This is a genomic window from Serratia oryzae (assembly GCF_001976145.1).
GTDB lineage: Bacteria > Pseudomonadota > Gammaproteobacteria > Enterobacterales > Enterobacteriaceae > Chania > Chania oryzae.
In genome coordinates this window covers 460,321-483,908 of the sequence record NZ_MOXD01000002.1, presented here as the reverse complement: position 1 = coordinate 483,908, position 23,588 = coordinate 460,321, and the positions used below count along the sequence as shown (strand labels likewise).

28 protein-coding genes are annotated in these 23,588 nt (G+C 56.8%); 14 read left to right on the top strand and 14 right to left on the bottom strand.

The window, feature by feature from the left end; translation table 11 throughout:
- Positions 1-99: 99 nt before the first annotated feature.
- Positions 100-1,629, bottom strand: a complete 1,530-nt coding sequence (locus BMI79_RS05470; RefSeq protein ID WP_076941124.1) for a cryptochrome/photolyase family protein — start codon at positions 1,627-1,629, stop codon at positions 100-102.
- Between the two features lie 34 nt (positions 1,630-1,663).
- Positions 1,664-2,611, bottom strand: coding sequence for a LysR substrate-binding domain-containing protein (locus tag BMI79_RS05465; RefSeq protein ID WP_076941123.1), 948 nt, complete (start codon positions 2,609-2,611; stop codon positions 1,664-1,666).
- A gap of 110 nt (positions 2,612-2,721) precedes the next feature.
- On the opposite strand from BMI79_RS05465, the gene BMI79_RS05460 reads away from it, so the two are divergent.
- Together BMI79_RS05460 and ompC are read left to right on the top strand one after the other, a co-directional pair.
- A complete protein-coding gene (locus BMI79_RS05460) occupies positions 2,722-3,396 on the top strand; it encodes a type 1 glutamine amidotransferase domain-containing protein (RefSeq protein ID WP_076941122.1) in 675 nt (224 codons plus the stop codon).
- Positions 3,397-3,604: 208 nt separating this feature from the next.
- Positions 3,605-4,705 (top strand): porin OmpC, encoded by a 1,101-nt coding sequence (ompC, locus tag BMI79_RS05455; protein WP_076941121.1) that lies wholly within the window; start codon positions 3,605-3,607, stop codon positions 4,703-4,705.
- 196 nt (positions 4,706-4,901) lie between these two features.
- On the opposite strand, the gene BMI79_RS05450 is transcribed toward ompC, so the two are convergent.
- The 5 genes from BMI79_RS05450 to BMI79_RS05425 form a co-directional block, all read right to left on the bottom strand.
- Complete coding sequence (locus BMI79_RS05450) at positions 4,902-5,387, bottom strand: GNAT family N-acetyltransferase (RefSeq protein ID WP_076941120.1); 486 nt, start codon at positions 5,385-5,387, stop codon at positions 4,902-4,904.
- A gap of 23 nt (positions 5,388-5,410) precedes the next feature.
- Complete coding sequence (locus BMI79_RS05445) at positions 5,411-5,929, bottom strand: GNAT family N-acetyltransferase (RefSeq protein ID WP_076941119.1); 519 nt, start codon at positions 5,927-5,929, stop codon at positions 5,411-5,413.
- Between the two features lie 244 nt (positions 5,930-6,173).
- Positions 6,174-6,485: an AzlD domain-containing protein gene (locus tag BMI79_RS05435; RefSeq protein WP_076941118.1), complete on the bottom strand. Its 312-nt coding sequence runs from the start codon at positions 6,483-6,485 to the stop codon at positions 6,174-6,176.
- Positions 6,482-7,192, bottom strand: a complete 711-nt coding sequence (locus tag BMI79_RS05430) for an AzlC family ABC transporter permease (protein WP_076941117.1) — start codon at positions 7,190-7,192, stop codon at positions 6,482-6,484. Before BMI79_RS05430 ends, BMI79_RS05435 begins: the two co-directional genes overlap by 4 nt.
- A 94-nt stretch (positions 7,193-7,286) precedes the next feature.
- A complete protein-coding gene (locus BMI79_RS05425; RefSeq protein ID WP_076941116.1) occupies positions 7,287-8,732 on the bottom strand; it encodes an MFS transporter in 1,446 nt (481 codons plus the stop codon).
- A 104-nt stretch (positions 8,733-8,836) separates the two neighbouring features.
- Here BMI79_RS05425 and BMI79_RS05420 point away from each other — a divergent pair, with 104 nt between their 5' ends.
- The 12 genes from BMI79_RS05420 to BMI79_RS23985 all read left to right on the top strand — a co-directional run bounded on the left by BMI79_RS05420 (position 8,837) and on the right by BMI79_RS23985 (position 17,576).
- Positions 8,837-9,490: a helix-turn-helix transcriptional regulator gene (locus BMI79_RS05420; RefSeq protein WP_076941113.1), complete on the top strand. Its 654-nt coding sequence runs from the start codon at positions 8,837-8,839 to the stop codon at positions 9,488-9,490.
- A gap of 105 nt (positions 9,491-9,595) precedes the next feature.
- Positions 9,596-10,375 carry a MerR family transcriptional regulator gene (locus tag BMI79_RS05415; protein WP_076941111.1) on the top strand — a complete coding sequence of 260 codons (780 nt, stop codon included), beginning with the start codon at positions 9,596-9,598 and terminating at the stop codon, positions 10,373-10,375.
- Positions 10,362-10,793, top strand: coding sequence for a nuclear transport factor 2 family protein (locus tag BMI79_RS05410; RefSeq protein WP_076941109.1), 432 nt, complete (start codon positions 10,362-10,364; stop codon positions 10,791-10,793). The genes BMI79_RS05415 and BMI79_RS05410 overlap by 14 nt, the downstream gene beginning before the upstream one ends.
- Positions 10,793-11,509 (top strand): SDR family NAD(P)-dependent oxidoreductase, encoded by a 717-nt coding sequence (locus BMI79_RS05405; RefSeq protein ID WP_076941107.1) that lies wholly within the window; start codon positions 10,793-10,795, stop codon positions 11,507-11,509. Before BMI79_RS05410 ends, BMI79_RS05405 begins: the two co-directional genes overlap by 1 nt.
- A 4-nt stretch (positions 11,510-11,513) precedes the next feature.
- On the top strand, positions 11,514-12,779 hold the full coding sequence (locus tag BMI79_RS05400; RefSeq protein ID WP_076941104.1) for an NAD(P)/FAD-dependent oxidoreductase: 1,266 nt from the start codon (positions 11,514-11,516) through the stop codon (positions 12,777-12,779).
- Positions 12,776-13,501 (top strand): DUF1365 domain-containing protein, encoded by a 726-nt coding sequence (locus BMI79_RS05395; protein WP_076941102.1) that lies wholly within the window; start codon positions 12,776-12,778, stop codon positions 13,499-13,501. The genes BMI79_RS05400 and BMI79_RS05395 overlap by 4 nt, the downstream gene beginning before the upstream one ends.
- Positions 13,498-14,727, top strand: a complete 1,230-nt coding sequence (locus BMI79_RS05390) for an SAM-dependent methyltransferase (protein WP_076941100.1) — start codon at positions 13,498-13,500, stop codon at positions 14,725-14,727. The genes BMI79_RS05395 and BMI79_RS05390 overlap by 4 nt, the downstream gene beginning before the upstream one ends.
- A complete protein-coding gene (locus BMI79_RS05385) occupies positions 14,724-15,218 on the top strand; it encodes a DUF2878 domain-containing protein (protein ID WP_076941099.1) in 495 nt (164 codons plus the stop codon). The genes BMI79_RS05390 and BMI79_RS05385 overlap by 4 nt, the downstream gene beginning before the upstream one ends.
- On the top strand, positions 15,215-15,730 hold the full coding sequence (locus tag BMI79_RS05380) for a hypothetical protein (protein WP_208611174.1): 516 nt from the start codon (positions 15,215-15,217) through the stop codon (positions 15,728-15,730). The genes BMI79_RS05385 and BMI79_RS05380 overlap by 4 nt, the downstream gene beginning before the upstream one ends.
- A complete protein-coding gene (locus tag BMI79_RS05375; protein WP_076941240.1) occupies positions 15,730-16,251 on the top strand; it encodes a DUF3833 domain-containing protein in 522 nt (173 codons plus the stop codon). Before BMI79_RS05380 ends, BMI79_RS05375 begins: the two co-directional genes overlap by 1 nt.
- Before the next feature lie 158 nt (positions 16,252-16,409).
- Entirely contained in the window at positions 16,410-17,339 is a 930-nt protein-coding gene (gene yedA, locus BMI79_RS05370; protein ID WP_076941097.1) for a drug/metabolite exporter YedA, read from the top strand.
- A gap of 75 nt (positions 17,340-17,414) precedes the next feature.
- Entirely contained in the window at positions 17,415-17,576 is a 162-nt protein-coding gene (locus tag BMI79_RS23985) for a hypothetical protein (protein ID WP_167370512.1), read from the top strand.
- A gap of 7 nt (positions 17,577-17,583) precedes the next feature.
- On the opposite strand, the gene BMI79_RS05365 is transcribed toward BMI79_RS23985, so the two are convergent.
- The 7 genes from BMI79_RS05365 to BMI79_RS05335 form a co-directional block, all read right to left on the bottom strand.
- Positions 17,584-18,366 carry a phosphate/phosphite/phosphonate ABC transporter substrate-binding protein gene (locus BMI79_RS05365; protein WP_076941095.1) on the bottom strand — a complete coding sequence of 261 codons (783 nt, stop codon included), beginning with the start codon at positions 18,364-18,366 and terminating at the stop codon, positions 17,584-17,586.
- 3 nt (positions 18,367-18,369) lie between these two features.
- A complete protein-coding gene (locus BMI79_RS05360) occupies positions 18,370-19,131 on the bottom strand; it encodes an ABC transporter permease (protein ID WP_076941093.1) in 762 nt (253 codons plus the stop codon).
- On the bottom strand, positions 19,128-20,063 hold the full coding sequence (locus BMI79_RS05355) for an ABC transporter ATP-binding protein (protein ID WP_076941091.1): 936 nt from the start codon (positions 20,061-20,063) through the stop codon (positions 19,128-19,130). Before BMI79_RS05355 ends, BMI79_RS05360 begins: the two co-directional genes overlap by 4 nt.
- On the bottom strand, positions 20,063-21,211 hold the full coding sequence (locus tag BMI79_RS05350) for an ABC transporter permease (protein ID WP_279626660.1): 1,149 nt from the start codon (positions 21,209-21,211) through the stop codon (positions 20,063-20,065). Before BMI79_RS05350 ends, BMI79_RS05355 begins: the two co-directional genes overlap by 1 nt.
- A 134-nt stretch (positions 21,212-21,345) precedes the next feature.
- Entirely contained in the window at positions 21,346-22,269 is a 924-nt protein-coding gene (gene osmF / locus BMI79_RS05345) for a glycine betaine ABC transporter substrate-binding protein OsmF (RefSeq protein ID WP_076941089.1), read from the bottom strand.
- Between the two features lie 30 nt (positions 22,270-22,299).
- Positions 22,300-22,689, bottom strand: a complete 390-nt coding sequence (locus BMI79_RS24180) for a fatty acid desaturase family protein (protein ID WP_076941087.1) — start codon at positions 22,687-22,689, stop codon at positions 22,300-22,302.
- Positions 22,661-23,569, bottom strand: a complete 909-nt coding sequence (locus tag BMI79_RS05335; RefSeq protein ID WP_076941085.1) for a LysR substrate-binding domain-containing protein — start codon at positions 23,567-23,569, stop codon at positions 22,661-22,663. The genes BMI79_RS24180 and BMI79_RS05335 overlap by 29 nt, the downstream gene beginning before the upstream one ends.
- Between the last annotated feature and the right edge of the window lie 19 nt (positions 23,570-23,588).

Here is a 23,588-nt window from a genome sequence, read left to right as displayed (position 1 = left end):
GCCCGAGTTACGCAAGGCGCGCCAACAATGCGCAGTGCCGCGCAATAAGTCTCGCGTTTCGCTGTGATCGGCATAGGCTCACGCCAGATGGGGAGGTGATTATAATTTTTCTATATCTATCAGCAGGTTTTTCACGTGCTGGGTAATATTTTCATGCTCCTGCGGTGAGAATTTTTTAATCTGATGATAGACCATCGACAGACGTGGGTTGTGCCCCAACGCCGACTGATGCTGAATAAAAAAATGCCAGTAAAGCGCATTGAATGGGCAGGCATTTTCCCCGGTGCGCTCTCGTGGGTTATATTTACACTGTGAGCAGTAATTGCCCATCTTATTAATGTAGGCTGCGCTGGAAACATAGGGTTTACTCGCCAGCAAACCACCATCGGTAAACTGGCTCATCCCAAGCGTATTGGGTAATTCAACCCATTCAAAGGCATCGATATAAATGCCTAAATACCATTCGTGAACCTGCGCAGGCGCAAGCCCGGCAAGTAATGCAAAATTCCCGACGATCATCAGCCGCTGGATATGGTGCGCATAGGCATGATCCAGCGACTGCCCGATAACCTGTGCCATGCAGTTCATTTTCGTGTTGCCGTTCCAGAACCAGTCAGGAAGCGGGCGCTGGTGGTGGAAGAAATTGTTATCGCGATAGCCGGGCATTTTTGCCCAATAGACGCCTCTCACATACTCACGCCAGCCTAACACCTGCCGGATAAACCCCTCTGCACAGGCCAGGGGCACCTCGCCGCGTTGCCAAGCCGCCTGCACGTTGGCAACCACTTCCCGTGGAGAGAGCATTTTAGTATTCAGTGCAAAGGAGATCAGGGAATGAAACAGATGCCAGGAGTCCGTGTGCATTGCATCCTGCCAATCGCCAAAGTGGCGAAGATCATCGCGGACAAAGCGTTCCAGCCCCCCCAATGCCTCTTTTCGATCCAATGGCCAGCGGAAATCACCGGCATGCGCCTCACCGAAACTCGGCACCTCAAGCGCGGTGAGGGTATGCCAGAGTGCAGTATGGTTGTGCATCGGCCGATGATCGTCCGGCGGCGCAGGGTGGCCTTTCCATGGTTTGCGATTTTCGGCGTCGTAGTTCCATTCTCCCCCCTCTGGCGTAGCGTCCGGGCGCATCAGCACCCGTTCGCGGCGGCGCATCTCGCGATAAAAATGTTCCATGCGCCAAGATTTACGCTGGCCAAAAAACGCTGATACCTCATGGCGCTCACAAAAGAAGTGCTCGCTGTCCACGGTGATGGTCTTTATCGCGCAGGTTGCAGACCAGCGTTTTAGCTGCTCGTCCAAACGCCATTCATCGGGGAGTTGCCAACTGAATGTTACCGCCTGGTAATAGGCAATGAGCGCATCAAGGTTATCCGTCAGCGACCCGCGATTCGAAGGATCGTCAAGCTGGACATAGCGCACCCGGTGGCCTTGCTCACGCAACTGACGGGCAAATTCGCGCATAGCAGCAAAGATGGCAATAATCTTCTGCGCATGATGGCGGACGTATCGCGTTTCCTGCTGCAGCTCAAGCATCACATAAACAACGTGATCTGACTGCTGCCTGAACCAGGAGTGCTCGGGATTGAGCTGATCGCCTAAAATGAGCCTGAGTTCTGTCATATCTCCCCTGCCAACAACGATGTGAGAACCGCATTCAATCATGCGCTGTATCAAGCATAGTATGGCCTCCAGCTACGGCCTGAGCATGCTGATGAATTTTTAAACGCAGCCAGCGGCGTAGCCGATCGCTATGTGTTCGCTCATGCCAGATCTGCATCACATCGATACGCGGCAGCGCCAAAGGCAACGGGTAAAGGCGCAGTTCAGGATCGCGGGCAACCGCCTCTTCACCCACCGAGCGCAAACAGGTAAGTAATAAATCACTGCCTCGGATGAGGCGGCTTGGTGCAAGAAAACTGGATAACCCTGCAACGACTTTGCGCGCCAGCCCCTGGCGTTGAAGATCGCGATCAACCAACCCGTTCAGATCGCCGGTCAATGTGGTAAGCACATGCTCGCAAGCCAGATAGCCATTCAGATCCAGCCCCTGTAGCAGCAGAGGGTGGTCTGCCGCGGCCAGCACCACAAAATCCTCGCTCAGCAAACGCTGCTGATGGAAAGTCTCTGGTAGCTGCTCATAAAAACCGGCAATCGCCAGATCGCAGGTTCCTTTTTCAAGCTCTTCACGCGGCAGCATGCCACGCGTGTTATGGGTTATCAGCACCAGATTGGGGGCCTCCTGCCGCAAGATTGGCAACAACCCCGGCAGGAGGATCTGCTCCATATAGTCGGTCGTATAGATATGGATCCGCTCAGCCCGGGCAAGAAAATCACGTCCTTCACATTGATCGTAAAACGTCTCTATATCTTCAACCAACTTTTGCACCTGAGGCGCCAGCTGATGGGCGCGTGGCGTGGGGGCAAGGCCCCGTGGCGCTCTGACAAACAGAGGATCGCCAAAATCATGGCGTAACTTGCTAAGCTTATGACTCATTGCAGGCTGACTCAGCGACATCCGCACCGCCGCCTGCGAGGCGTTACGTTCCTGATATAACACATGGAAGAACAGCAGCAGGTTGAGGTCTTTATTAGCAATATTCATTTTTTGAATACCTGAGATAAACACTTTTCATTTTTAGAATTATAGTCAGTCTTCTAAGCTGATATCCAGTTCGCTGCTTCACGCACTATCGCATTCAACGGAGATAAATAATGAAAATCCTGATGGTACTGACCTCTCACGATAAGCTGGGTAACACGGGTGAAAAAACCGGTTTTTGGCTGGAAGAATTTGCTTCGCCTTATTATGTTTTCCGCGATGCGGGTGCAGATATCACTCTGGCATCGCCAAAAGGGGGCCAGCCACCTCTTGATCCGAAAAGCAGCCAGCCAGATGCGCAGACAGCATCAACCCAGCGCTTCGCCCAGGACGCCAGCGCACAACAAGCGCTGGCCAATACCCTGAAGCTGCAGGATGTTAACGCCGATGACTTTGATGCTCTGTTTTACCCAGGCGGCCATGGCCCGCTGTGGGATTTGGCAGAAGATACCCACTCTATCGCGCTGATAGAGCAATTCCAGGCACAGGGCAAGCCGGTTGCGGCGGTATGCCACGCGCCTGCGGTCCTGCGTCATACCAAGAATGCTGCGGGTACCCCCCTGGTGATGGGAAAACAGGTCACGGGCTTCAGCAATAGCGAAGAAGAAGCCGTACAGCTGACGCAGGTCGTGCCTTTCCTGGTGGAAGAGATGCTCAAAGGGAACGGTGGCCACTACAGCCGTGCCGAAAACTGGCAGAGCCACGTCGTGGTGGATGGCCTGTTGATCACCGGGCAAAACCCAGCCTCTTCAGATGCCACCGCCGAGGCACTGTTAAAACAGCTTTAACCCACTGCCGTGATAACACACTGCACCACTGCCGAGTGGTGCAGACAATAACGCTATTTTTCCCCTGCCACACAGATATCAATAATCTGTCATAAATACATCACACAACTGCGGTAAAAATTCTGCGTTGCGAAAATTCAGGCAATACATTCAAGCAGTAATAAAACTGATGATAAGCGTCTTTCAATCGTATAAAGCAGGGAAAACCATGAAGCCTAATCTTCTTGCCGTTATTATTCCGGCACTTTTAATTGCTCAAACTGCACAGGCGGCAGAAATCTACAATAAAGACGGTAATAAGCTTGATTTTTATGGCCGCGTAAAGGCACTGCATTATTTTTCTGATGATAACGCGAGTGATGGTGATAAAACCTACGCCCGTATCGGGTTCAAAGGTGCAACACAGGTTAACGATCTGCTGACCGGCTATGGCCAGTGGGAATATCAGATCGCAGCCAACCACAGTGAAGCCGACGGTACCAGAGATACCAGAACCCGTCTCGGTTTTGCCGGTTTAAAAATGAAAGACGTTGGCTCATTTGATTATGGCCGTAATTACGGTGTCATTTATGATGTTGGAGCATTCACCGACGTGCTACCAGAGTTTGGTGCAGACTCCTTTATCAAGACCGACAACTTTATGACCGGCCGTGCCACAGGCCTAGCGACCTACCGTAACACCAACTTCTTTGGCCTGGTCGATGGCCTGAAGTTTGCTCTGCAATATCAGGGTAAAAACGAGAACGATCGCAGCGACAACCTCAGCAAAGCCAATGGCGATGGTTTCGGCCTCTCTTCCAGCTATGAAATCATTGATGGCCTGACTTTTGCCGCCGCCTATGCGGCTTCCAATCGAACCAAAGACCAGAAATTGAGCAACTACGGCAAGGGCGATAAGGCTGAAATCTGGGCCACCGGCCTGAAATACGATGCCAACAGCGTTTATCTGGCGGCCAACTATGCCGAAACCCATAACCTGACGCCTATTTCAGGCACTGCAACCATTAATAATGCGGCCAGCAAAGTCAGCGGTTTTGCCAATAAAACCCAGAATGTGGAGTTGGTTGCCCAATATCAATTTGACTTTGGCCTGCGCCCATCACTGGCTTACGTGCAGTCCAAAGCTAAAGACATTGAAAATATCGGCGATACCGATCTGGTGAAATATTTTGATATCGGAACCTATTATTACTTCAACAAAAATATGTCTACCTATGTCGATTATAAAATCAATCGGCTCAACAGTGATAATAAGCTGGGGTTGAAAACGGACAACGTGGTTGCCGTGGCTTTAACCTACCAGTTTTAATTGGTCAGATAACCACCACTGTATACCCAAAATAATTCGAGTTGCTTGTAGGCGGCCAGCAACGGAGACCCCAGGAGCATAGTCAACTATGTGACTGGGGCGATGGTGCGCAGCCAACACCCAAGCAACTTGAAGTATAACGGGTATAAATTTGCTTATTGAATGACTTCGCCGGGCCCTGCTGCGCCCGGCTTTTTCATGACAATGTTTTCTGCCAGAACAACGCTCGCCCGGTAGTTTCCTGTAACTGATAACCGGCAAAGCCAAATTTACGATAGCTGGCCTGCGCCACGGCATTCCCTTCCAGCACTTCCAGGGTGATTTTGCAGCAGCCACGCTGACGCGCCTCTGCCTCTATCGCCGCCAGCAAATGCTGGCTGATCCCCAACCCACGAAACGCAGAAGAAACCGCCAGATCGTGGATATTCAGCAACGGCAGGCAACTGAAGGTGGAAAAACCCTCAAAACAGTTGGCCAACCCGGCGGCCTGGCCATCAGCCAAGGCCAGCAACGTGAGGGCAAACGGCCGTTTTGCCAGCTCGGCGACCAGATGGGTGCGGGCATAATCGCTCAACGGCTCCGCGCCCCCCATCGGATCGCGGGCATAATGATCCAGCAATTCGACGATCGATTCGGCATGCTGCGGGTTGCCGTAATCGGCCCTGATCACCTCAATGTTCATTCCCTGCTCCTGAATCGTCAGCATCACAGCAATTTATACATATAGCTGGTTGAATCCAGCGAAGCGCCGTTGCTGGCGCGGGCGTAGCTCGGGATCATTCCAGCCAGTTGGTATCCCAGTGAACGGTAAATGCCTTCCGCCGTATCGCCGCTCAAGGTATCCAGCACTAACAGTTGCCGCTGATGAGCCATTGCCAGCAGCTCAACCTGCTGCATGAGCTGGCGGGCGATCCCTTTACGCCGGGCATGCGGGTGTACCATCAGTTTGACGATTTCCGCCCGGTGGCGACCATTATCTGGCATATCCAGCAGCAGTTGGACTGTGCCCGTCACCCGGCCGGCTTCGCGCGCCACCAGTAGCAGGCGCTCGCCACGCTCGATCGCCGGGAGCAGGCGCAGCCAGAAATCTGCCGCCTGCTCGATAGTAAAAGGTTGTACAAAGCCGATACTGGCCCCCTGTAATACACTGGCATGTAAGATCTCGGCCAGTTCAGGGATGGCGATTTGCGCCGCGTTAGCATCCAGTTGCTGTATCTCAATCATGGTTATGGCCTGCAGATCACAAGGGTGTAATGGGCTGGCTCGGGGCCAGACGCGTAAAATCTTGAACTGCCAAGCAGACGGTAACGCAGGCAGTCGCCGGGCTCAAGCTTGAAGATCCGCTGTTCCAGCGTCAGCTCAAGCGCCCCACCGAGCATCCATAAGTGATGCTCTAAACCTGGCACGGAGGGCGCGTCGTAGAGAATCACCGCGCCAACGTCGAGCGTGCCTTCAATCAACCGGTTTTTTACAACCAGCTGCGCAACAGTATAAACATCAGCATGCTCAGCACCACCACCGCCAGCATATTGCGCAGGAAGAAAGCCAGAACCACCGCGAACACCGCTCCCCACAGATAAGGGTTCTCGGGCAAAGCCCGCCACTCATCACCGTTAAAGGCTATGATCGGCCCGCAAATCGCCGTCAGCACCGCTGGTACAGAGAAACTCAGCAAAGTTTTCATGCGCTGCGATAAACGCACCGGCAGGCTCGGGGCCAAAAAACAGTAGCGGTTGAAGAAGACGATCGCTCCCATCAGCACAATAGTCAGCCAAATCATCTGTGCCCCCTGCTGCACAGCAGCCCGACCAACATGGCTGCCACGGTCGTGATAATCAAGGCTCCCGGCACCTGGTAATGGTGCAGGCCGATCGACAACACCAGCGCCGTCAGCACGCAGGCCAGCACCGGCAGATTACGGATCATCGGCACCACAATGGCAATAAAGGTGGCGGCGATCGAAAAATCCAGCCCGTAGCTATCGAGATTGCTGGCGCTGCTGGCGGCAACCACTCCCAGCAGCGTGGCAAAGAACCAGCACAGATAAAACGCCAGCCCGGCCCCCAGCGCATACCAACGGTTGAAGCGCGCCGGGCTGTGATTACCGGTCAGGGCAAACAGTTCATCGGTCAGCAGGAAAGCCAGCAGGATGCGCCACCGCAATGGCAGTGGGGCAATGCATTCACGCAGGCGTAACCCATACAGAAAGTGCTGCGCGGTCACAAAAAAGGTGGTAACTAAAATTGCCAGTAAGCCCGCTCCGCTTTTGATCATCCCCATCGCGACCAACTGTGAGGCACCGGCAAAAACTATCGCCGACATGCCCAGCCCTTCAGCCCCGGTCAGGCCGCTTTGGATAGCCATTGAGCCCGCCAGAATCCCCCAAGGCAAGACCGCCAGGCAGAGTGGTAAGATCGCCACCGCCCCCTGCAATGCCGGGCGCAGACGCAACATGGGTGGCTCTGCGAGCGTTGATTGGTAACTCATTCATATTCTCCTTCGAACGAAGGAACAGAATAACGCAGGAAGGGCCACGAGTATTGCATCTGTTTGCGCATTTATACCCGTGACTCAACATAAATCATGCTTGCTCCTGGCGCGCCCCGGTATCAGGTATTTGCTCAACATGCCCCACCTCGTTGCTGCACCAGGCGGTGTAAATTGCCAACAGCGGGGCCAGTGCAAACAACAGGAACAGCCAATAGGCCGCAGAAGCCGCACCGGCAACCCCGCCTGGCGCAGTGAAACCGGCAAGATTAGTCACCATCCCCGCCAGCGCTGCACCAAACGCCGTGGCAAATAACTGCACCGTGGTGATGGAAGCACCAGCGATGCCTTTATCTGCCTGAGGAGCCACCTGCAGGATACGTGTCAGCAGGTGCGGCCAGCCGAAGCCGATACCAAAGCCGACCAACGTTAAGGCTGCCACTATCGACGCTAACGTCTGCCAATCACCGCCAGAGGGTATTGGCATCAGCATCGCCAGCGCTAACAGCCCGATTAACAACAGTATTGGGCCGCTGACGATAGCCCGGCGGATCCCCACCCCACGCCAGCCAGAGCTGAGAACCTCCGCTAATGTCCAACCTGCAGCCATCGTGGCCGCAATATAGCCAGAAATCAGCGGTGACTGGCCATGCAACGTTTGCAGAAAGTAAGGGACAAAAATCTCGCTGGTCATGCCGACCACCAGCAATGATAGGGTGGCATACAGCGAAACCATTGCAGAACCCCGGCGCAACGCAGCATAAGGTAACAGGCGAGCATAGGCATGCCCTTCACGCCGGATCAGCCAAACCATCAGCAGCAGAGCCAGAGCAATGCCGCCCACATTGATCCAGCCGCGGGCCGCCAGGCTACCCGCCGACACGATCAGCACGGCGGCGGCCAGCAGCAACAACTGCAGCACGGGTAACGGAGCGCCCTGCTGCTGTGGTTTTCCTGGCGGCAGAATGTAGAAAGTAAACGCGGCGTACAGCACCATAATCGGCAACAGAATCCCGAAGGCCCAACGCCAGATGTGAAGTTCAGCAAAAATCCCCCCGACGGCAGGCCCCACCAGCGTGGCGATTCCCCACATCGCGGAGATCAACGCCATGGCTCGCGGCCAAAGCCGCTGCTCAAACGCCAGACTCACCATCGCGTAAGACAAAGCAAAAATCAGCCCGCCGCCAAAGCCCTGCACGGTGCGGCCAACCAGCATCACCGGCATGGAGGGGGCCAGCGCACACAGCATGGCGCCCAGAATGAAAAACAGCGATGCCACCAGATAAGCACCACGCGCCCCGTTACGATGCAGTAAACGTGCCGACAGCACAGATCCTAAGATTGATGTCACTACAAATAGTGTGGTATTCCAAGCATAGAGATCCAGGCCACCGATATCTTGCACCACAGAGGGTAGGATGGTGCTTGCTACCAGAATATTGATCGCATGCAGCGCGACGCCCAGTGACAGAGCAATGGCAATAGCGCTATTTTTGCCAGAAAAGAGATCGCTCCAACGGCTTTTATCATCGGTTATCACAGTTATCGTCCTGTTGTGAGAGTAATGACGTTGAGTTAGTTGCAGTATTACGTTAAATTTAACAAGTAATATCTTGGAATAAGTAAGACCCGAGGTGAGGTAATATGTCAAGAATTAGCTTGGAAAATGGCGAGTGCACCGCACATTCGGTCAGCGATCGTCTGCTAAAGCTGTTGAAAACCTGCGGCCCGCAGCAGGCTTCAGAGGCCGGGAAGGTGCTGGGCACCACCGGCGAAGCCGCACGCCAGCAGTTCGTCAAACTGGCGAAAGATGGGCTAGTTGAGGCCAAAGCCGAAACCCGTGGCGTTGGCCGCCCGGTGCAACTCTGGCATCTGACCCCGGCAGGCAATGCCCATTTTCCCGATGCCCATGCCGAGCTAACGGCCCAACTGCTGCGCACCGTGCGCAACAAGCTGGGTGAACAGGCGATAGAATTACTGATCGACAGCCGCGAGCAGGAAACCCGCCTCAGCTACCAGCAGGCAATGATGGGTGCCACCGATCTACGCGAACGCGTTGCGCGGCTGGCAAACATTCGCTGCCATGAAGGCTATATGGCCGAATGGAGTGAACAGCAAGACGGAACGTTTCTATTGGTGGAAAACCATTGCCCGATTTGCACCGCCGCCCGGGTTTGCCAGGCGTTCTGTCGGGCGGAACTGAACGTGTTCAGCGAGGTGCTACAGGCACGGGTTGAACGTTATGAACATATTCTCACCGGCGCACGCCGCTGCGCCTACCGGATTTTAGCGCAGTAGCCGTCATTCCCCCTTGCCTGAAGTTGTACAATAATTATTTTTTTGTACAACTTTGCATTAACCCACTATGGTTAATGTACTGGTGTTGCAGGTAAGGAAAATGGCATGGCGTTATACAGTATTGGTGAAGTCGCACAGCTATGCGGCATCAACCCGGTCACCTTGCGCGCTTGGCAGCGGCGTTATGGCCTGCTGAAACCGCAACGCAGCGAAGGTGGCCATCGGCAATTCGATGATGACGATGTTGCCCGCATCCGCAATATTCTGCGTTGGATCGAGCGCGGTGTACCGGTCAGCCAGATCAAACCTTTGCTAGACGGTTGCGCCGTGCCGGATCACAGCACCAACTGGGCAATGCTGCAACGGCAGTTGCTAGCCCTCCTGCAAATCCCTGCCCCAACCAAGCTGCGCAGCCGGATCTTTGAATTAGGCCGCGAATATCCCCCTCAGGCACTGATCGAGTATGTGTTGCGCCCACTGCGCTCACAGCTCAAAAATCATCACGAACTGTTGCACATGCTCCTCAACCTGCTGGACGGTGTGATCATCGAATACGCCGCTTTTTGCCTGCTCGTGGCCCGCAAAAAACCCGGCACTAACGTGCTGCTGCTGAGCTGGGGCAACACCGATCGCACTGAACTATGGATGGCTGCCATCATTCTGGCCGCAAACGACATGCGCGTCGATATCTTGCCGGCCCCCCTGGAAAATCCGCAGCTAACCCTGTTCAAGGCCGAGCGCTATTTTATCTATAGCGAAGGTGTGCTCAACACGGCCAAACGCAGGCAGTTGGCCGCCTGGCGTGATGCCAAGTTGGATATCACACTGATCAACAATAACGATCTGTTACCCCTACCCTTGGAGCATAGCCATGAGTACCCCTGAAGCACTTTTAGCGCGTTTTGAGCGCTTCTATAGCTCGCTGGATGAGAGCAGGCTGGCCGAATTACCCGAGGTGTATCACAGCGAGATCCGCTTTATCGACCCAGTTAAGGAACACCAGGGCTTGAAGGCGCTGGATGCCTATTTTCGCCAGTCACTCAGTACAATGAGCTACTGCTATTTTGTTATCACCGATCTTCAGCATAACGATCGGCAAGCTTACGCTTCTTGGAATATGACTTATGCCCATCCACGCCTGCACCGAGGCCGCGTCCTCACTCTGGAAGGCGTCAGTCAGTTGCGCTTTGCCGAGCAGCGCATCATTTATCAGCGCGACTATTACGATCTGGGGGCTATGCTGTATGAACATATACCACTGATCGGCCCGGCCGTGCTTCACCTGAAACAAAGGTTGCAATAATGAAACGCGTACTGATCACCGGAGCCAGTTCCGGCATCGGGCAACAACTAGCGCTCGACTACGCCGCAGAGGGGTGGCAGGTGATCGCCTGCGGGCGCGATGCCACGCGGCTTGAAGCGCTCTGCGTGCAGAATCCCAACATCGCCTCGCGTCGTTTTGACATTACCGATCTCGCCGCCACCCGTGAGGCACTGGCGCAATGCCCGGTCGAGTTAGCGATCCTGTGCGCCGGAACCTGTGAATATCTGGATAACGGCGTGGTAGAGGCAGAAAAGGTGGCCCGCGTGCTCAGCACCAACCTGCTGGGGCCGGTCAATTGCCTGGATGCCCTGCTGCCGCAACTGGCAGCCGGTGCGCGGGTTGCCCTGGTGGGCTCAACCGCCAGCCTGGTGCCTCTGCCGCGCGCCGAAGCCTACGGTGCCTCAAAAGCCGCCCTGGCCTATTTTGCCCGCAGCCTCGCCGTAGACTTAACGAAACGCGGTATCGCTATTTCGCTGGTGCTACCCGGCTTTGTCGCCACGCCGCTCACCGATCGCAACGATTTTGCTATGCCGATGATCATCACCCCGCAGCAGGCTTCCGGCTATATCCGCCGTGGCCTGGCAAAAGGGGCTGCTGAGATCGCCTTTCCTCCGCTGTTCGCCGCACTATTACGGGTGACAGCCTTACTACCACAGGCCGTGCAACGCTGGTTCGCCACGCGCCTAGTGAGGTAACTTAATGAAAATCGCCATTATTGGCAGCGGAATTTCCGGCCTGACCTGTGCCTGGAAACTGGCCTCTGAACATCAGGTTACGCTGTTTGAAGCCAACGACTATCCCGGCGGCCACACCGCTACCGTGGACGTCACGCTGGAAGGCCGCAGCTATGCCATCGACACCGGATTCATTGTTTACAACGAGCGGACTTATCCGCAATTTATTGCGCTGCTGGCAGAGCTCGGCATCAGCGGCCAGCCAACGGAAATGAGTTTCTCGGTCACCCATCCGCGTAGCGGGTTGGAATACAATGGTCATACGCTCAATACGCTATTCGCCCAGCGCCGTAACCTGCTTAACCCGCGTTTTTATCGCCTGCTGGCGGAGATTGTGCGCTTCAACCGCCAGTGTAAAAAACGCCTGGCCGCAGGCGGCATAGGTAGCGAAACGTTGAATGACTTCCTGCAACAGGCCGGATTCTCACCCTATTTTGCCCAACATTATCTGCTGCCGATGGGGGCGGCCATCTGGTCCTCGTCCATGGCGGATATGCGCCAGTTCCCGCTGGCGCTGTTCCTGCGCTTTTTCGATCACCACGGCCTGTTAGACATCGCCAACCGTCCACAATGGTTTGTCGTGCCCGGCGGCTCGCGTGAATATGTACGCCGCATGCTGGCGGCGCTGGCAGAGCGCCTGACCCTGTACCTGAACACGCCGGTTCAGCGGGTGGAGCGCCAGCCCCAGCGGGTGGTGATCCACAGCGCTCAGGGTGAACAGCATTTTGATCAGGTGATCTTTGCCTGCCATGCCGATCAGGCCCTGCAGTTGCTGGCCGATGCCAATCCGCTGGAGCAACGCATTCTGGCTCAGTTGCCCTATCAGGCCAATGAGGTAGTGCTGCATACCGATGTGCGGCTGCTGCCGCGTCAGCGCCGTGCCTGGGCCAGTTGGAACTACCTGCTGCCCGCCAGCGAGCAGGCAGAAGCCCAGCGTGCCAGCGTGACCTACAATATGAACATCCTGCAAGGCTTGCACGCGCCGCATACCTTCTGTGTGACGCTCAATCCGCAGCAACCGATCGACCCTGCGCACGTCTTGCGCCGCTTCAGCTACCACCACCCGGTGTTCAATCAGGCCAGCGCGCTGGCACAGCAGCAGCGTGCGCTGATTAACGGGCAGCAGAATACCTGGTTCTGCGGCGCATACTGGTACAACGGCTTTCATGAAGATGGCGTGCGCAGCGCGCTGGACGTCACGCAGGCGCTGCTGCAGGGGCAAGCCGCATGAACAGCGCCCTGTACGTCGGCCACGTGCGTCACCGCCGCTTTAGCCCGGTACAGCACAGTTTCGATTACCGCATTTTCATGCCGCTGATCGATCTCGACGAGCTGGCGCAACTGCCCGCTCAAGGAATTGCGCTGGAACGCTTTGCTCCAGCGGCGTTTTACCGCCGCGACTATCTGGGCGGCGGCGACATTAAAGCCAAAGCACAGCAACGCATTGCCGAACTGACCGGCGAAAGGCCAAACGGCCGCGTGATGCTGCTGTGCCAGCTGCGCTATCTGGGTTGCTACTTCAACCCGGTCAATTTTTATTACCTGTATAACGACGACGGCGAACTGCGCTGGCTGCTGGCTGAGGTGCGCAATACCCCGTGGAATGAACGCCACACCTACGCGGTAAAGCCAGACGGCACGCTGCCGGTAGACAAAATCTTTCACGTTTCGCCGTTCAACCCAATGGACATGACCTACCGCTGGCGGCTTTCTCCCCCTGCGCAGCGGCTGCGCGTACACATCGAAAATCATCGTGCCAGCCGCGAATTCGACGCCACCCTGCTGCTTTACCGGCAGCCGCTGACGCGGGCTACACTGCGGCAACAACTGTGGCGTCTGCCGCTGATGACGCTGAAAACCGCCGCGGCGATTTACTGGCAAGCCCTGAAATTATGGCTGAAACGCGCCCCTATCTACCCTCACCCCGCCTCTGGCGGCAAGGATAAACTATGAGTTCACAGGAATACTCTTTGAGCCGCAGCACAGCTATTGCCGGCCGCAGTAAAGGCGCGCGGCGTATAATTTTTACTTTACTGCAGCAGTTGCAGGGCGGCGGCCTGTTACTGCGTGAGCCGGGCATTGGTGAAACCCAGTTTGGTGATGCCAATGCGCCGTTACAGGCCGAAGTGGAAGTGTATGACCTGCGCGTTTACCGGCGGCTCCTGCTTGGGGGCAGCATTGCTGCCGGAGAAAGCTATATCGACGGTGACTGGAGCAGCCCCAATCTCACCGGCCTCCTGCAGCTGTTAGCCAGCAACATGCGATTAGTGGATAAACTGGAAGCACGCTTAAGCTGGCTGACCGCCCCTTGGCACGGGTTAGTACACCTGCTGCGCCGCAACAGCCAGCGGCAGGCACGGCGTAACATCGCGGCGCACTACGATCTGGGCAACGATTTTTACCAACAGTTTCTCGATCGTGAAATGCTCTACTCCAGCGCGTTATACCACGAAAGTGAAATGACGCTGGAGCAGGCACAGCAGGCCAAAATGCGCCGCCTGTGTGAGCAGTTGGATCTGCAACCGGAAGATCACCTGCTGGAGATCGGCACCGGTTGGGGGGCGCTGGCAGAGTTTGCCGCGCGCGAATACGGCTGCCGGGTCACCACCACCACCATCTCACAGGAGCAGTACGATTATGCCTGCCAGCGCATCGAGCAAGCTGGGCTTGGGGATCGCGTCACTTTGCTGTTTGAGGATTACCGCCAGCTCAGCGGCCAGTATGACAAGCTGGTGTCGGTTGAAATGATCGAAGCGGTAGGCAAACGCTTTTTGCCGCTGTTTGTAAAGCGCTGCCAGCAGTTGCTCAAACCCAAGGGCAAAATGGTGCTACAAGCGATCACCATTACCGATCAGCGTTACCAGCAATACAGCCGCAGCGTGGATTTTATCCAGCGTTACGTGTTCCCCGGCGGTTTTCTGCCCTCGGTCACCGCCTTATGCGAAACCCTGACGCGCCACAGCGATCTGGTGATGTGCGATCTGTTCGACATTGGCCGCGACTATGCGCGCACGCTGCAAGAGTGGCGCCAGCGTTTTGAGCACCACTGGCCTTCACTGCACAGCCAGGGGTTTGACGAGCGTTTTCAGCGGCTATGGCGTTTTTACCTGTGCTATTGCGAAGCCGGTTTCCTGGCACGCACCATCAGCACGGTACAGCTCAGCGCGGAACGCCGATGAAATTAGGTGCGGGATTCTGGCTGACCAGCCTCGGCTTCAATGCCTACTGGACGCTGGCCGTTCTCTGGCGCGAACGCGGGTTTCCGCTACTACTGGTGGGTGCGGCGCTGGCGCTGGCCTTCACCCCGGCCAAGCAGCGTAAATGGGTGCTGCTGGCGGCGCTGCTCGGCATTGCCATGGATGCCCTGTGGTGCTACGTCGGCCTGTTCGCATTCAGCGGCCAAAACGGCGTACCGCTGTGGATGTGCGCATTGTGGCTCACGTTCGCTTGCTGGTGGTGCTGGTTGCTGAGCCGGATCAGGCTGACGCTGCCAATCTTGGTGCTGTTGGGCGCAGTGAGTGGTCCACTGGCATACGCGATCGGTTGGCAACTCAACGCAATGGTACCGCAGCTTGCACCGGAAGTGATGCTGCTCGCCCTGGCATGCGCTTGGGCAATTTATCTACCAGCCATCAGTTGGCTGATGTTACGTGGGAGGACGCCATCATGAAGATGCTGTTAACCCTGCTGCTCTGCCTGAGCAGCCTGGCAGCACAGGCCAGCGAATGGGCCGCCTGGCCGACGGTAGGCAGTGCCACGCTGCGCTGGGGGCCGTTTGATATCTATTTTTCGGTATTACGCACGCCAGACGGGCGCTATCAGGCCGGCAACTGGCCGCAGGCGCTGAGCATTAATTACCAGCGCAACATCAGCACCGATGAACTGGTGAAAGCCACGCAGGAACAGTGGCAGGCAATGCAAATCACGGTGCCAGTTGCGCAGCAGCAGCGCTGGCTCAGCCAGATGAGTGCCATCTGGCCCTCTGTGCAACCCGGTAGCCAACTCACCTTTGTCGGCGACCATGACGGAGGCCGCTTCTATTATCGCCCGCGGCCGGGCCAGCCGGTTAAACCGATCGGCGAACGCTTCGACGGCGCTTTTCGCGATGCTTTTCTCGCAATATGGCTGTCACCCGCTACTCAATACCCCACCCTACGCCAACAACTGACGGGAGCTTCATGATGAATATCAGAAATCTGTTACTGGCGTTACTGTTTTTGCTGGCCGGATGCAGCGCGGAGGTCAGTGACTATCAGCACAGCAAACCCACCTTCGATCTGTTCGGCTACTTCAGCGGTGAAACCCGCGCCTGGGGGATGGTACAGGATTACCAGAACAAGCAGATCCGCCGTTTTGAAGTGGTGATCCAGGGTGATGTCGTCGGTAATACCCTGACGTTAAACGAAAAGTTCGTATATGACGACGGCGAGCGTCAAACTCGCGTCTGGCACATCATCAGAAATGAAGATGGCAGCTATCAGGGGACGGCAGGCGATATCATCGGTGTGGCGCACGGCAATACCGCAGGCAACGCCTTCAACTGGCGCTACGATATGGACGTGAAAACCGATAACGGCAAAATAAAGCTGCACTTTGACGACTGGCTGTTTCGCCAGGATGAAAAGCGTCTATTTAACGTGACATCGCTGCGCAAGTTTGGGCTAGAAGTCGCTAAAGTGACGCTATTTTTCGAAAAACAATAGTCACTCCCAGCCCTCTCCCACTGGAGAGGGCCGCCTTATGTGGCATGACTACCCAATCCCCACTCCTGCCGCAGGCACAAAAATGCATTGCTTATTCTCCCCCCGTTAGGGTTTACTGAGTGTCCTAACGAAATCTCACCCTGCCGAATAAAGAACCCATGCTGAGCCAACAAAACCGTCATGTCCTGCCATTAGTTGGCGCGCTGTTCACGTTATATATTGTCTGGGGATCGACCTACTTTGCTATCCGCGTTGGGGTAGAAAGCTGGCCGCCGCTGATGATGGCCGGTATCCGCTTTCTGGTAGCAGGGATCGCCCTGTTCGCTTTCCTGGTGCTGCGCGGCCACGCTCTGCCAACGCTAAAACAGTGGGTGGCCGCCGGTACTATCGGCATCCTGTTGCTGGCGGTCGGTAACGGCCTGGTGACGGTGGCAGAACATCAGAACGTCCCTTCCGGCATTGCCGCCGTGATGGTGGCAACGGTGCCGCTGTTTACCCTGTGTTTCAGCATGTTATGGGGAATGCGCAATACCTGGCTGGAGTGGACCGGCATCGCGCTCGGCCTGTTAGGCATCGTGCTGCTGAATACCGGTAACAACCTGGTGGGTAACCCAATGGGTGCGCTGCTGATCCTGCTGGCCTCCGCCAGTTGGGCCTTTGGCTCAGTGCTCAGTTCACGCATTTCATTGCCCACCGGGCCAATGGCCGGTGCGGCAGAAATGCTGGTGGCCGGTGTGGTATTGATGGTTGCCAGCCAACTGAGCGGTGAACATCTTGATCGTATGCCCAGCCTCAGCAGCTTTCTGGCCCTCGGTTATCTGATTGTCTTCGGTTCAATGCTGGCGATCAGCGCCTATATGTTCCTGCTGAAGAATGTGCGCCCGGCAGTAGCAACCAGTTATGCCTACGTGAACCCGGTGGTGGCGGTGCTGCTCGGCGTCGGTTTTGCCGGTGAAACGCTGGCGACGCGTGAATGGCTGGCGCTGGTGGTGATCGTCTCTGCGGTGGTGCTGGTAACGCTGGGTAAGTACCTGTTCGGCCACACGGCGAAGGTGCAACGTGCGCCAGCAGTGAAAGCGCCCGAGTAAGATAAATGATGATTGTTTCACCCGGTGAAGGGGCTATAATTCCCGCTGTTCTGACTCACCTGCGAAATATAACTCATGCTGAAAAAAGCGTTCGTCATCATCATCGCCCTATGCGCCTTGGGTTCTCTGGGCGGTGTCTTCCTTGCCGGGCTGAATATCTACACCCGCTCCACCACGCCACATGAAGCAGCCCCGGCCACCAGCGAGGCACCGGCCACCACGCTGCAGACTAAATAATGCAGCGCTATAGCGCCGTCACGCCCCGTGCCACCGCTTGCTGCTCATGTTCAGTAATCACCCGATAGGCCTCGCGCGGCACCAGGCTGAAATCACCAATCAGCAGGTTTTCACTGGCCGGATCGTTGACCATCGCGCTGGCCGCCGCGCGCAGCAGCGCCAACTGCCGTGGCGTTGTACCCGCCGCGGTGATCAACGGTAACCCTGGCACCGCGGCGGTGCGGCCAATAATCTTCAGCCCAGCCACCGCCTGCGGCTGCGCGCGTTTGAGCAAAGCAAAGCTGACGCAATCGATAGCCGCAATATCGGCCTGCCCGCGCAGGATCATCTTCATTGACTCATAGTGAGCACCGGAGGCAATCGCCTGGCGGAAGAACCGCCCTTGCTGCGCCAGCGGCGCAACCAGCGTCAACAGGCTGTTGTAGCCGGATTGCGAATCCCGGCTGTTATAGGCCGCCACCCGGCCACGAAAGTCCGCCAGCCGCTCCCCCGGTTCGTTATCCCGCACCACCAGCCAACTGCTGTAATGCGCACCGCTGCACCCTTCTACGCGATAATGATAGGTACCCACCAGTTGAACCTGCGGCAGCAACGCCGCTGACGGGTAACCACAGGTCTGGCTCAGCAGCAGATCCGGGCTCTGCCAGTGCGCCAGCAGATCCTGCGGCCAGCTCAAGGCCTGCGGCACCTCGGCCATCCCAAGCTGCCGCAGTTTATCGCGCAACGCCTGCCAGAAGGGTTCAACCTGTTGATGGCTGACGCCATACATGGGCAATGACACAGTCAGCATTTTTTACCCCGCGGAAGATGACAGCGCGCGCCAGGCCGTCAGGTAACGCACCCAGCGCTCGAACAGCATGTCGGTGATGATCGCCAACAACGCCACCACCACCGCCCCCTGGATCACGTAAGCGGTATTAAAACCGCTTAACCCAATGATGATCGGCGATCCCAGCGTTTTAGTGCCCACCGTGGAGGCGATCGCCGCCGTGCCGATGTTGATAATCACCGAAGTTCGAATGCCCGCCACAATCACCGGCGCTGCCAGCGGCAGCTCAACGCGCCACAGGATCTGCCAGCGGTTCATGCCGACGCCCTGCGCCACCTCGCGCGTGGCGGCTGGCACGGACTCGATCCCGGTCAGCGTCCCCTGCAGGATCGGCAACAGGCCATACAGCACCAGCGCAATAATCGCCGGCTGTTCGCTAAAGCCCATCACCGGCACCGCCACCGCCAGCACCGCCACCGGCGGAAAGGTCTGGCCGACGGCCACCACCGTCTCTACCAGCGAGCGGAACTCACGCCCCGCCCCACGCGTTACCGCGACTCCGGCGCTGACGCCAATCAGCACCGCAATCAAACTCGATACCCCCACCAGCAGCAAATGCGCTTCCACCAGCGAGAAAAAGCTGTCCTGCTGGTACACCGGCCTGTCCAGCTCTGGGAACCAGGCGACAAACAGCCAGCGCAAATGGTTCATGCCGAACACCAGCGCCAGCAGCAAGGCGACAGCCCAAGGCAGCGGATCGCGCCACCAACTGGAGTAGATTTTCATGACAGGGCCTTTTGCGCGATCAGATCGCTGAAATGCAGCACACCCAGCGCTTCCCCCTGCTCCCCGACTACCGGCAGGCGTTCGCTGCCACGGGCCACGAATACCGACAGCGCATCGCGCAGGCTCATCGCCGCCTGAATCGGTTCCCCCTCGGCGCTGCCCGGGCGCAGGCGTTCAGCGACCGTGCCCAGCGCCAACAGCTTGATGCCGCGATCGCTGCGGCCAAAAAAGTCGCGCACAAAGTCATTCACCGGTTCGGTCAACAGCGCCAACGGCGTGCCCTGCTGCACTACCCGCCCCTGCTCAAGCAGCACAATGCGGTTCGCCAACCCCAGCGCCTCGTCGATGTCATGGGTTACCAGCACAATGGTGCGGCCAGAAAGCTGATGAATCCGCGCAATCTCTTTCTGCAAGGTCACTCGGGTGACCGGATCGAGCGCACCAAAGGGTTCATCCATCAGCAATACCTCAGGATCGGCGGCCAGCGCACGCGCCACGCCAACCCGCTGCTGCTGCCCGCCTGAAAGCTGATGCGGATAGCGGCGGCGAAAGCGTTCCGGCTCCAGATGCAGCAACGTCATCAGCTCGGTGACCCGATCGCGGATGCGTGCCCGTGGCCACTTCAGCAGCTGCGGCACGGTGGCGATATTCTCCTCCACCGTCCAATGCGGGAACAGGCCGATCGATTGAATGGCATACCCCATGCGGCGGCGCAGATCCTGCGGTTTGAATTTATGGATCTCTTCACCGGCAAAATAGATTTTGCCCTCGTCGTGTTCAATCAGCCGATTGATCATCTTTAACGTGGTGGACTTACCGGAGCCAGAGGTGCCGATCAGCACGGTAAACTCCCCCTCGGCAATCTGCAGCGAGAGATCGTCAACCACCGGTTTACCTTGAAAAACCTTGCTTACCCGATCAAAGCGAATCATCAGTGTGTCACTTCCAGCAGTGAAATTATGCATTTGAACAACGAATCAACGATCACCGCCATGGCGATCACCGGCAACACCCCGAGCAACACCAGATCCAGTGCGCTGCTGAGCAACCCTTGAAACACGATGGCACCAAAACCCCCGGCACCGATCAGCGCAGCCACCACCGCCATCCCCAGGGTTTGCACCGCCAGAATGCGCACACCGGTGAGAAACAGCGGCAAAGCCAACGGCAGTTGTACGCGCAAAAACAGTTGCCCACGCGTCATGCCCATCCCGCTGGCCGACTCGATCACGCTGGCCGGAACGCTTTGCAGGCCCGCCACCACGCTGCGTACCAGCGGCAGCAAGGCATACAGCACCAGGGCGACGATCGCCGGTGCCATCCCAATACCGCTGATGCCCAACTTCGCCAGCCACGGCCATGCCGCCGCCAGCCCGGCCAGCGGGGCAATCAGCAGGCCAAACAACGCGATAGAAGGCACGGTCTGGATAATATTCAGCGTAGAGAAGATCGGCGTTTGCCAGCGTTCAGAGCGGTAACACAGCACGCCCAGCGGCACACCGATCAGCAATGCGGGCAGCATGGTGGCCAACAGAATGCTCAGATGCTGCAACAGCGCCGCGTCGAACACCTCCTGCCGGTTGTGGTACTCCTTGAGCAGCGAAAGCTGATCCAACTGGCCGCTGAACAGCAGCAACAGTGCCGGTAGCATCACCAACAGATTGCCCAACATGCGCCACAGGTGTGAAGGGGTGATGCGCGTTATGGCGTCGGCGGCAATCAATCCGCAGAGCGCCGCCATCAGCCAACAGCCGCTGCCCCACGAGGTGCGCGCCAGCGGCGCCCCCTGCAATGCCAACTGCTGCGCCGCATCGCCACTCAGCCAAAAGATCATGGCCAGCAGGATGCTGGCCGTCAGCGCCGTGAACAGCGCCCAGCGCCGCAACGGGGCCAGCAGACTGAGAACGGCCAGTGCCGACAGGGGCAACAGCAGCCATAACGCCGGGCCGTGTAACAGGGATATCAGGGAAATACCTTTGCCGGATAACAAACGATTAGGGGCATAGCTGAGAAACGGCAGGCTAAAGGCCGCCAGCAGCATGATGAATAAGGTCAGCAGTACGCGGTTTTTTAAAGCAATAATCAAAGCAGATCCCCGCTCCATTGGCGCAATTGGGCCGTTTTAGCGGCCCAATTCCTAGAGTATATACCCTAAATAATTCGAGCCGCAGGAAAGCCAACGCACATGCAACTTGAAGTATGACGGGTATAAGGCTATTTAATCAGCCCTTGCTCTTTAAGGTAACTTGTTGCGACCTGTTTGGCATCCCGCCCTTCCACAGCGATCTGCGCGTTCAGTTTCTGCAAGGTCGGGCCATCCAGCGTCGCGAAAACCGGCTTCAACAGTTCAGCAATATTGGCGTGCTCTTTCAGCGTGGCTTCGCGAATAATCGGTGCCGGTGCATAAATAGGCTGCACGCCCTTCGGATCTTGCAGCGTTTGCAGCCCCAATGCCGCCACCGGGCCGTCGGTGCCATACGCCATCGCCGCATTGACGCCTGAAGTCTGCTCTGCCGCCGCCTTGATGGTCACCGCCGTATCGCCACCGGCCAGCGACAGCAACTGATCCTGATTGAGCTTAAAGCCGTAAGCATTCTGGAAAGCCGGTAAGGCATCCGGGCGCTCAATAAACTCTGCCGACGCGGCCAGTTTGAATTTGCCCCCGCTGTTAATCCACTGGCTGAGATCCGCCAGGGTTTGCAGATGATGAGCCTGCGCCAGATCCTGACGGACGGCGATGGTCCAGGTGTTATTCGCCGGGGCGGCATCTAGCCAGACGATATGGTTATTGTCGTAATCGAGTTTCTTCACCTTCTCAAACCCAGCGCTGGCTTCTTTCCATGCCGGATCTTTTTCATCGGAGAAGAAGAACGCCCCATTGCCGGTGTATTCCGGGTAGATATCAATTTCGCCAGAGGTAATGGCACCGCGCAGCACCTGGGTGGTGCCCAACTGCAGTTTATTGGTGGTCTTGATGCCGTTGGCTTCCAGCACCTGCACAATGATGTTGCCGAGCAGCGATCCTTCGGTATCAATCTTGGAACCAACGCGCACCGTATCCGCCGCCTGTGCTGCACCCACCGTCAGTGTGGTCAGCGCCAAAGCCAGAAAACGTCCACGTAATGAGCTAATCGCCATGCTTGTTCCTCTTCATATTAGGCTTTCCGGCTATGGCGCCGGATCGGTTGGAAAATGCTGAGCAGCGCCAACCCAACGCGTCAGCGCTAGCGTCGGCCAGTCATTCTGTGTATCACTCGTCAAATCCGCAGCGGCAAACGGGTGTACCTCAACCGCAATCAGCGTGACAACATAGCCAGCCAACCACGCGCCGTATCCCGCAACCATAACCCCATGGCTGCGCTGCCGGTAAGCCCGTTGCTCTGCCAGATACACCTGGCACAATCCGTACCACCGCAGGTGGGGTAAATCATGGTGTATTAAATGATAGTTCAGATTAAGGGATAACAAGCGCCACGGCCAGCGCCTTGGATGGCTGCGGATCAGCGCATTGCTCCCTGGTTTGCCTGTCTTACAAGCTGGAGTAAATAGAACCTGCATCGACATAAGCCTGCAAACGCTCGCGCCACCAGGCTGCCGCCAGGCCGGTTGCACTTTCGCGCCAGCCAAAATACGCAGTATCACTGTAGCGTTCTGCCTCGACATTTTTCGCGACCAGTTGGCCCGTATTCAGATAGGGTTCCGCCAGATAACGCGGCAGATAGCCACAGCCCAACCCGGCCAGTTGCGCCTGCAACTTGGCTTCAAAGCTGAATACCGTCAGTTGATCCTGTTCATCAAGCACGTGCAGACTTTGCGGCGTCTTCACGCGTGAAGTGTCATGTACCACCACGGCGCGATGCTGGCGGATAGTCGTTTTTAATAACGGTTCCGGCAACGTCGCCAGCGGATGATGCGGGGCAACGGTAAAAATGTACTCCAGGCGCCCCAACGGGCTGAAAGAAAAGCCCGCGCGGGAAGGCGGCTCGCAGATCGCACCAATAATGATATCGGCACAGCCATAAACCAGCGCCTCCCAGGAACCGGCCAGCACCTCGTGGCTGAAACGCAACCGAGTGTGATGATGATGGCGGTAAAACTCATCAATCAGCGGCAATAAACGCTCAAAGGGAAACGACGCGTCCACGGCCAGACTGAGATCGCTCTCCCAACCGCTTTCCACATAGCGCGCCTGTTGCTCCAGATCTTGCGCAGCACGCAGCAAGATCCGCCCCTTGTCCAGCATCAGTTTGCCAGTATCAGTGAATTTTGCCCGGTGTCCAGAACGATCGAGCAAGGTAATATCCAGATCGCTCTCCAGCTTCTGCACCATATAGCTCAGAGCCGACGGCGTTTTAAACAGCGCAGCAGCGGCGGCGGCAAATGAGCCGTGACGTTCCAAAGCGTCCAGGATCAGTAATGCGTCCAGATTTATTCTCACCTCATACCCCTGTGTATAA

Bases quoted from the DNA above. Each gene is read 5' to 3' on its own strand.
- BMI79_RS05400 (WP_076941104.1), top strand. From the start codon at position 11,514: ATGAAAATCGCCATTATTGGCAGCGGAATTTCCGGCCTGACCTGTGCC.
- BMI79_RS05410 (WP_076941109.1), top strand. From the start codon at position 10,362: ATGAGTACCCCTGAAGCACTTTTAGCGCGTTTTGAGCGCTTCTATAGC.
- BMI79_RS05365 (WP_076941095.1), bottom strand. From the start codon at position 18,366: ATGCTGACTGTGTCATTGCCCATGTATGGCGTCAGCCATCAACAGGTT.
- yedA (WP_076941097.1), top strand. From the start codon at position 16,410: ATGCTGAGCCAACAAAACCGTCATGTCCTGCCATTAGTTGGCGCGCTG.
- BMI79_RS05395 (WP_076941102.1), top strand. From the start codon at position 12,776: ATGAACAGCGCCCTGTACGTCGGCCACGTGCGTCACCGCCGCTTTAGC.
- BMI79_RS05435 (WP_076941118.1), bottom strand. From the start codon at position 6,485: ATGATTTGGCTGACTATTGTGCTGATGGGAGCGATCGTCTTCTTCAAC.
- BMI79_RS05445 (WP_076941119.1), bottom strand. From the start codon at position 5,929: ATGATTGAGATACAGCAACTGGATGCTAACGCGGCGCAAATCGCCATC.
- BMI79_RS05430 (WP_076941117.1), bottom strand. From the start codon at position 7,192: ATGAGTTACCAATCAACGCTCGCAGAGCCACCCATGTTGCGTCTGCGC.
- BMI79_RS05420 (WP_076941113.1), top strand. From the start codon at position 8,837: ATGTCAAGAATTAGCTTGGAAAATGGCGAGTGCACCGCACATTCGGTC.
- BMI79_RS05385 (WP_076941099.1), top strand. From the start codon at position 14,724: ATGAAATTAGGTGCGGGATTCTGGCTGACCAGCCTCGGCTTCAATGCC.
- BMI79_RS05470 (WP_076941124.1), bottom strand. From the start codon at position 1,629: ATGACAGAACTCAGGCTCATTTTAGGCGATCAGCTCAATCCCGAGCAC.
- BMI79_RS05465 (WP_076941123.1), bottom strand. From the start codon at position 2,611: ATGAATATTGCTAATAAAGACCTCAACCTGCTGCTGTTCTTCCATGTG.
- BMI79_RS24180 (WP_076941087.1), bottom strand. From the start codon at position 22,689: ATGCAGGTTCTATTTACTCCAGCTTGTAAGACAGGCAAACCAGGGAGC.
- BMI79_RS05405 (WP_076941107.1), top strand. From the start codon at position 10,793: ATGAAACGCGTACTGATCACCGGAGCCAGTTCCGGCATCGGGCAACAA.
- BMI79_RS05415 (WP_076941111.1), top strand. From the start codon at position 9,596: ATGGCGTTATACAGTATTGGTGAAGTCGCACAGCTATGCGGCATCAAC.
- BMI79_RS05390 (WP_076941100.1), top strand. From the start codon at position 13,498: ATGAGTTCACAGGAATACTCTTTGAGCCGCAGCACAGCTATTGCCGGC.
- BMI79_RS05355 (WP_076941091.1), bottom strand. From the start codon at position 20,063: ATGATTCGCTTTGATCGGGTAAGCAAGGTTTTTCAAGGTAAACCGGTG.
- BMI79_RS05360 (WP_076941093.1), bottom strand. From the start codon at position 19,131: ATGAAAATCTACTCCAGTTGGTGGCGCGATCCGCTGCCTTGGGCTGTC.
- BMI79_RS05450 (WP_076941120.1), bottom strand. From the start codon at position 5,387: ATGAACATTGAGGTGATCAGGGCCGATTACGGCAACCCGCAGCATGCC.
- BMI79_RS05380 (WP_208611174.1), top strand. From the start codon at position 15,215: ATGAAGATGCTGTTAACCCTGCTGCTCTGCCTGAGCAGCCTGGCAGCA.
- BMI79_RS05460 (WP_076941122.1), top strand. From the start codon at position 2,722: ATGAAAATCCTGATGGTACTGACCTCTCACGATAAGCTGGGTAACACG.
- ompC (WP_076941121.1), top strand. From the start codon at position 3,605: ATGAAGCCTAATCTTCTTGCCGTTATTATTCCGGCACTTTTAATTGCT.
- BMI79_RS05375 (WP_076941240.1), top strand. From the start codon at position 15,730: ATGAATATCAGAAATCTGTTACTGGCGTTACTGTTTTTGCTGGCCGGA.
- osmF (WP_076941089.1), bottom strand. From the start codon at position 22,269: ATGGCGATTAGCTCATTACGTGGACGTTTTCTGGCTTTGGCGCTGACC.
- BMI79_RS23985 (WP_167370512.1), top strand. From the start codon at position 17,415: ATGCTGAAAAAAGCGTTCGTCATCATCATCGCCCTATGCGCCTTGGGT.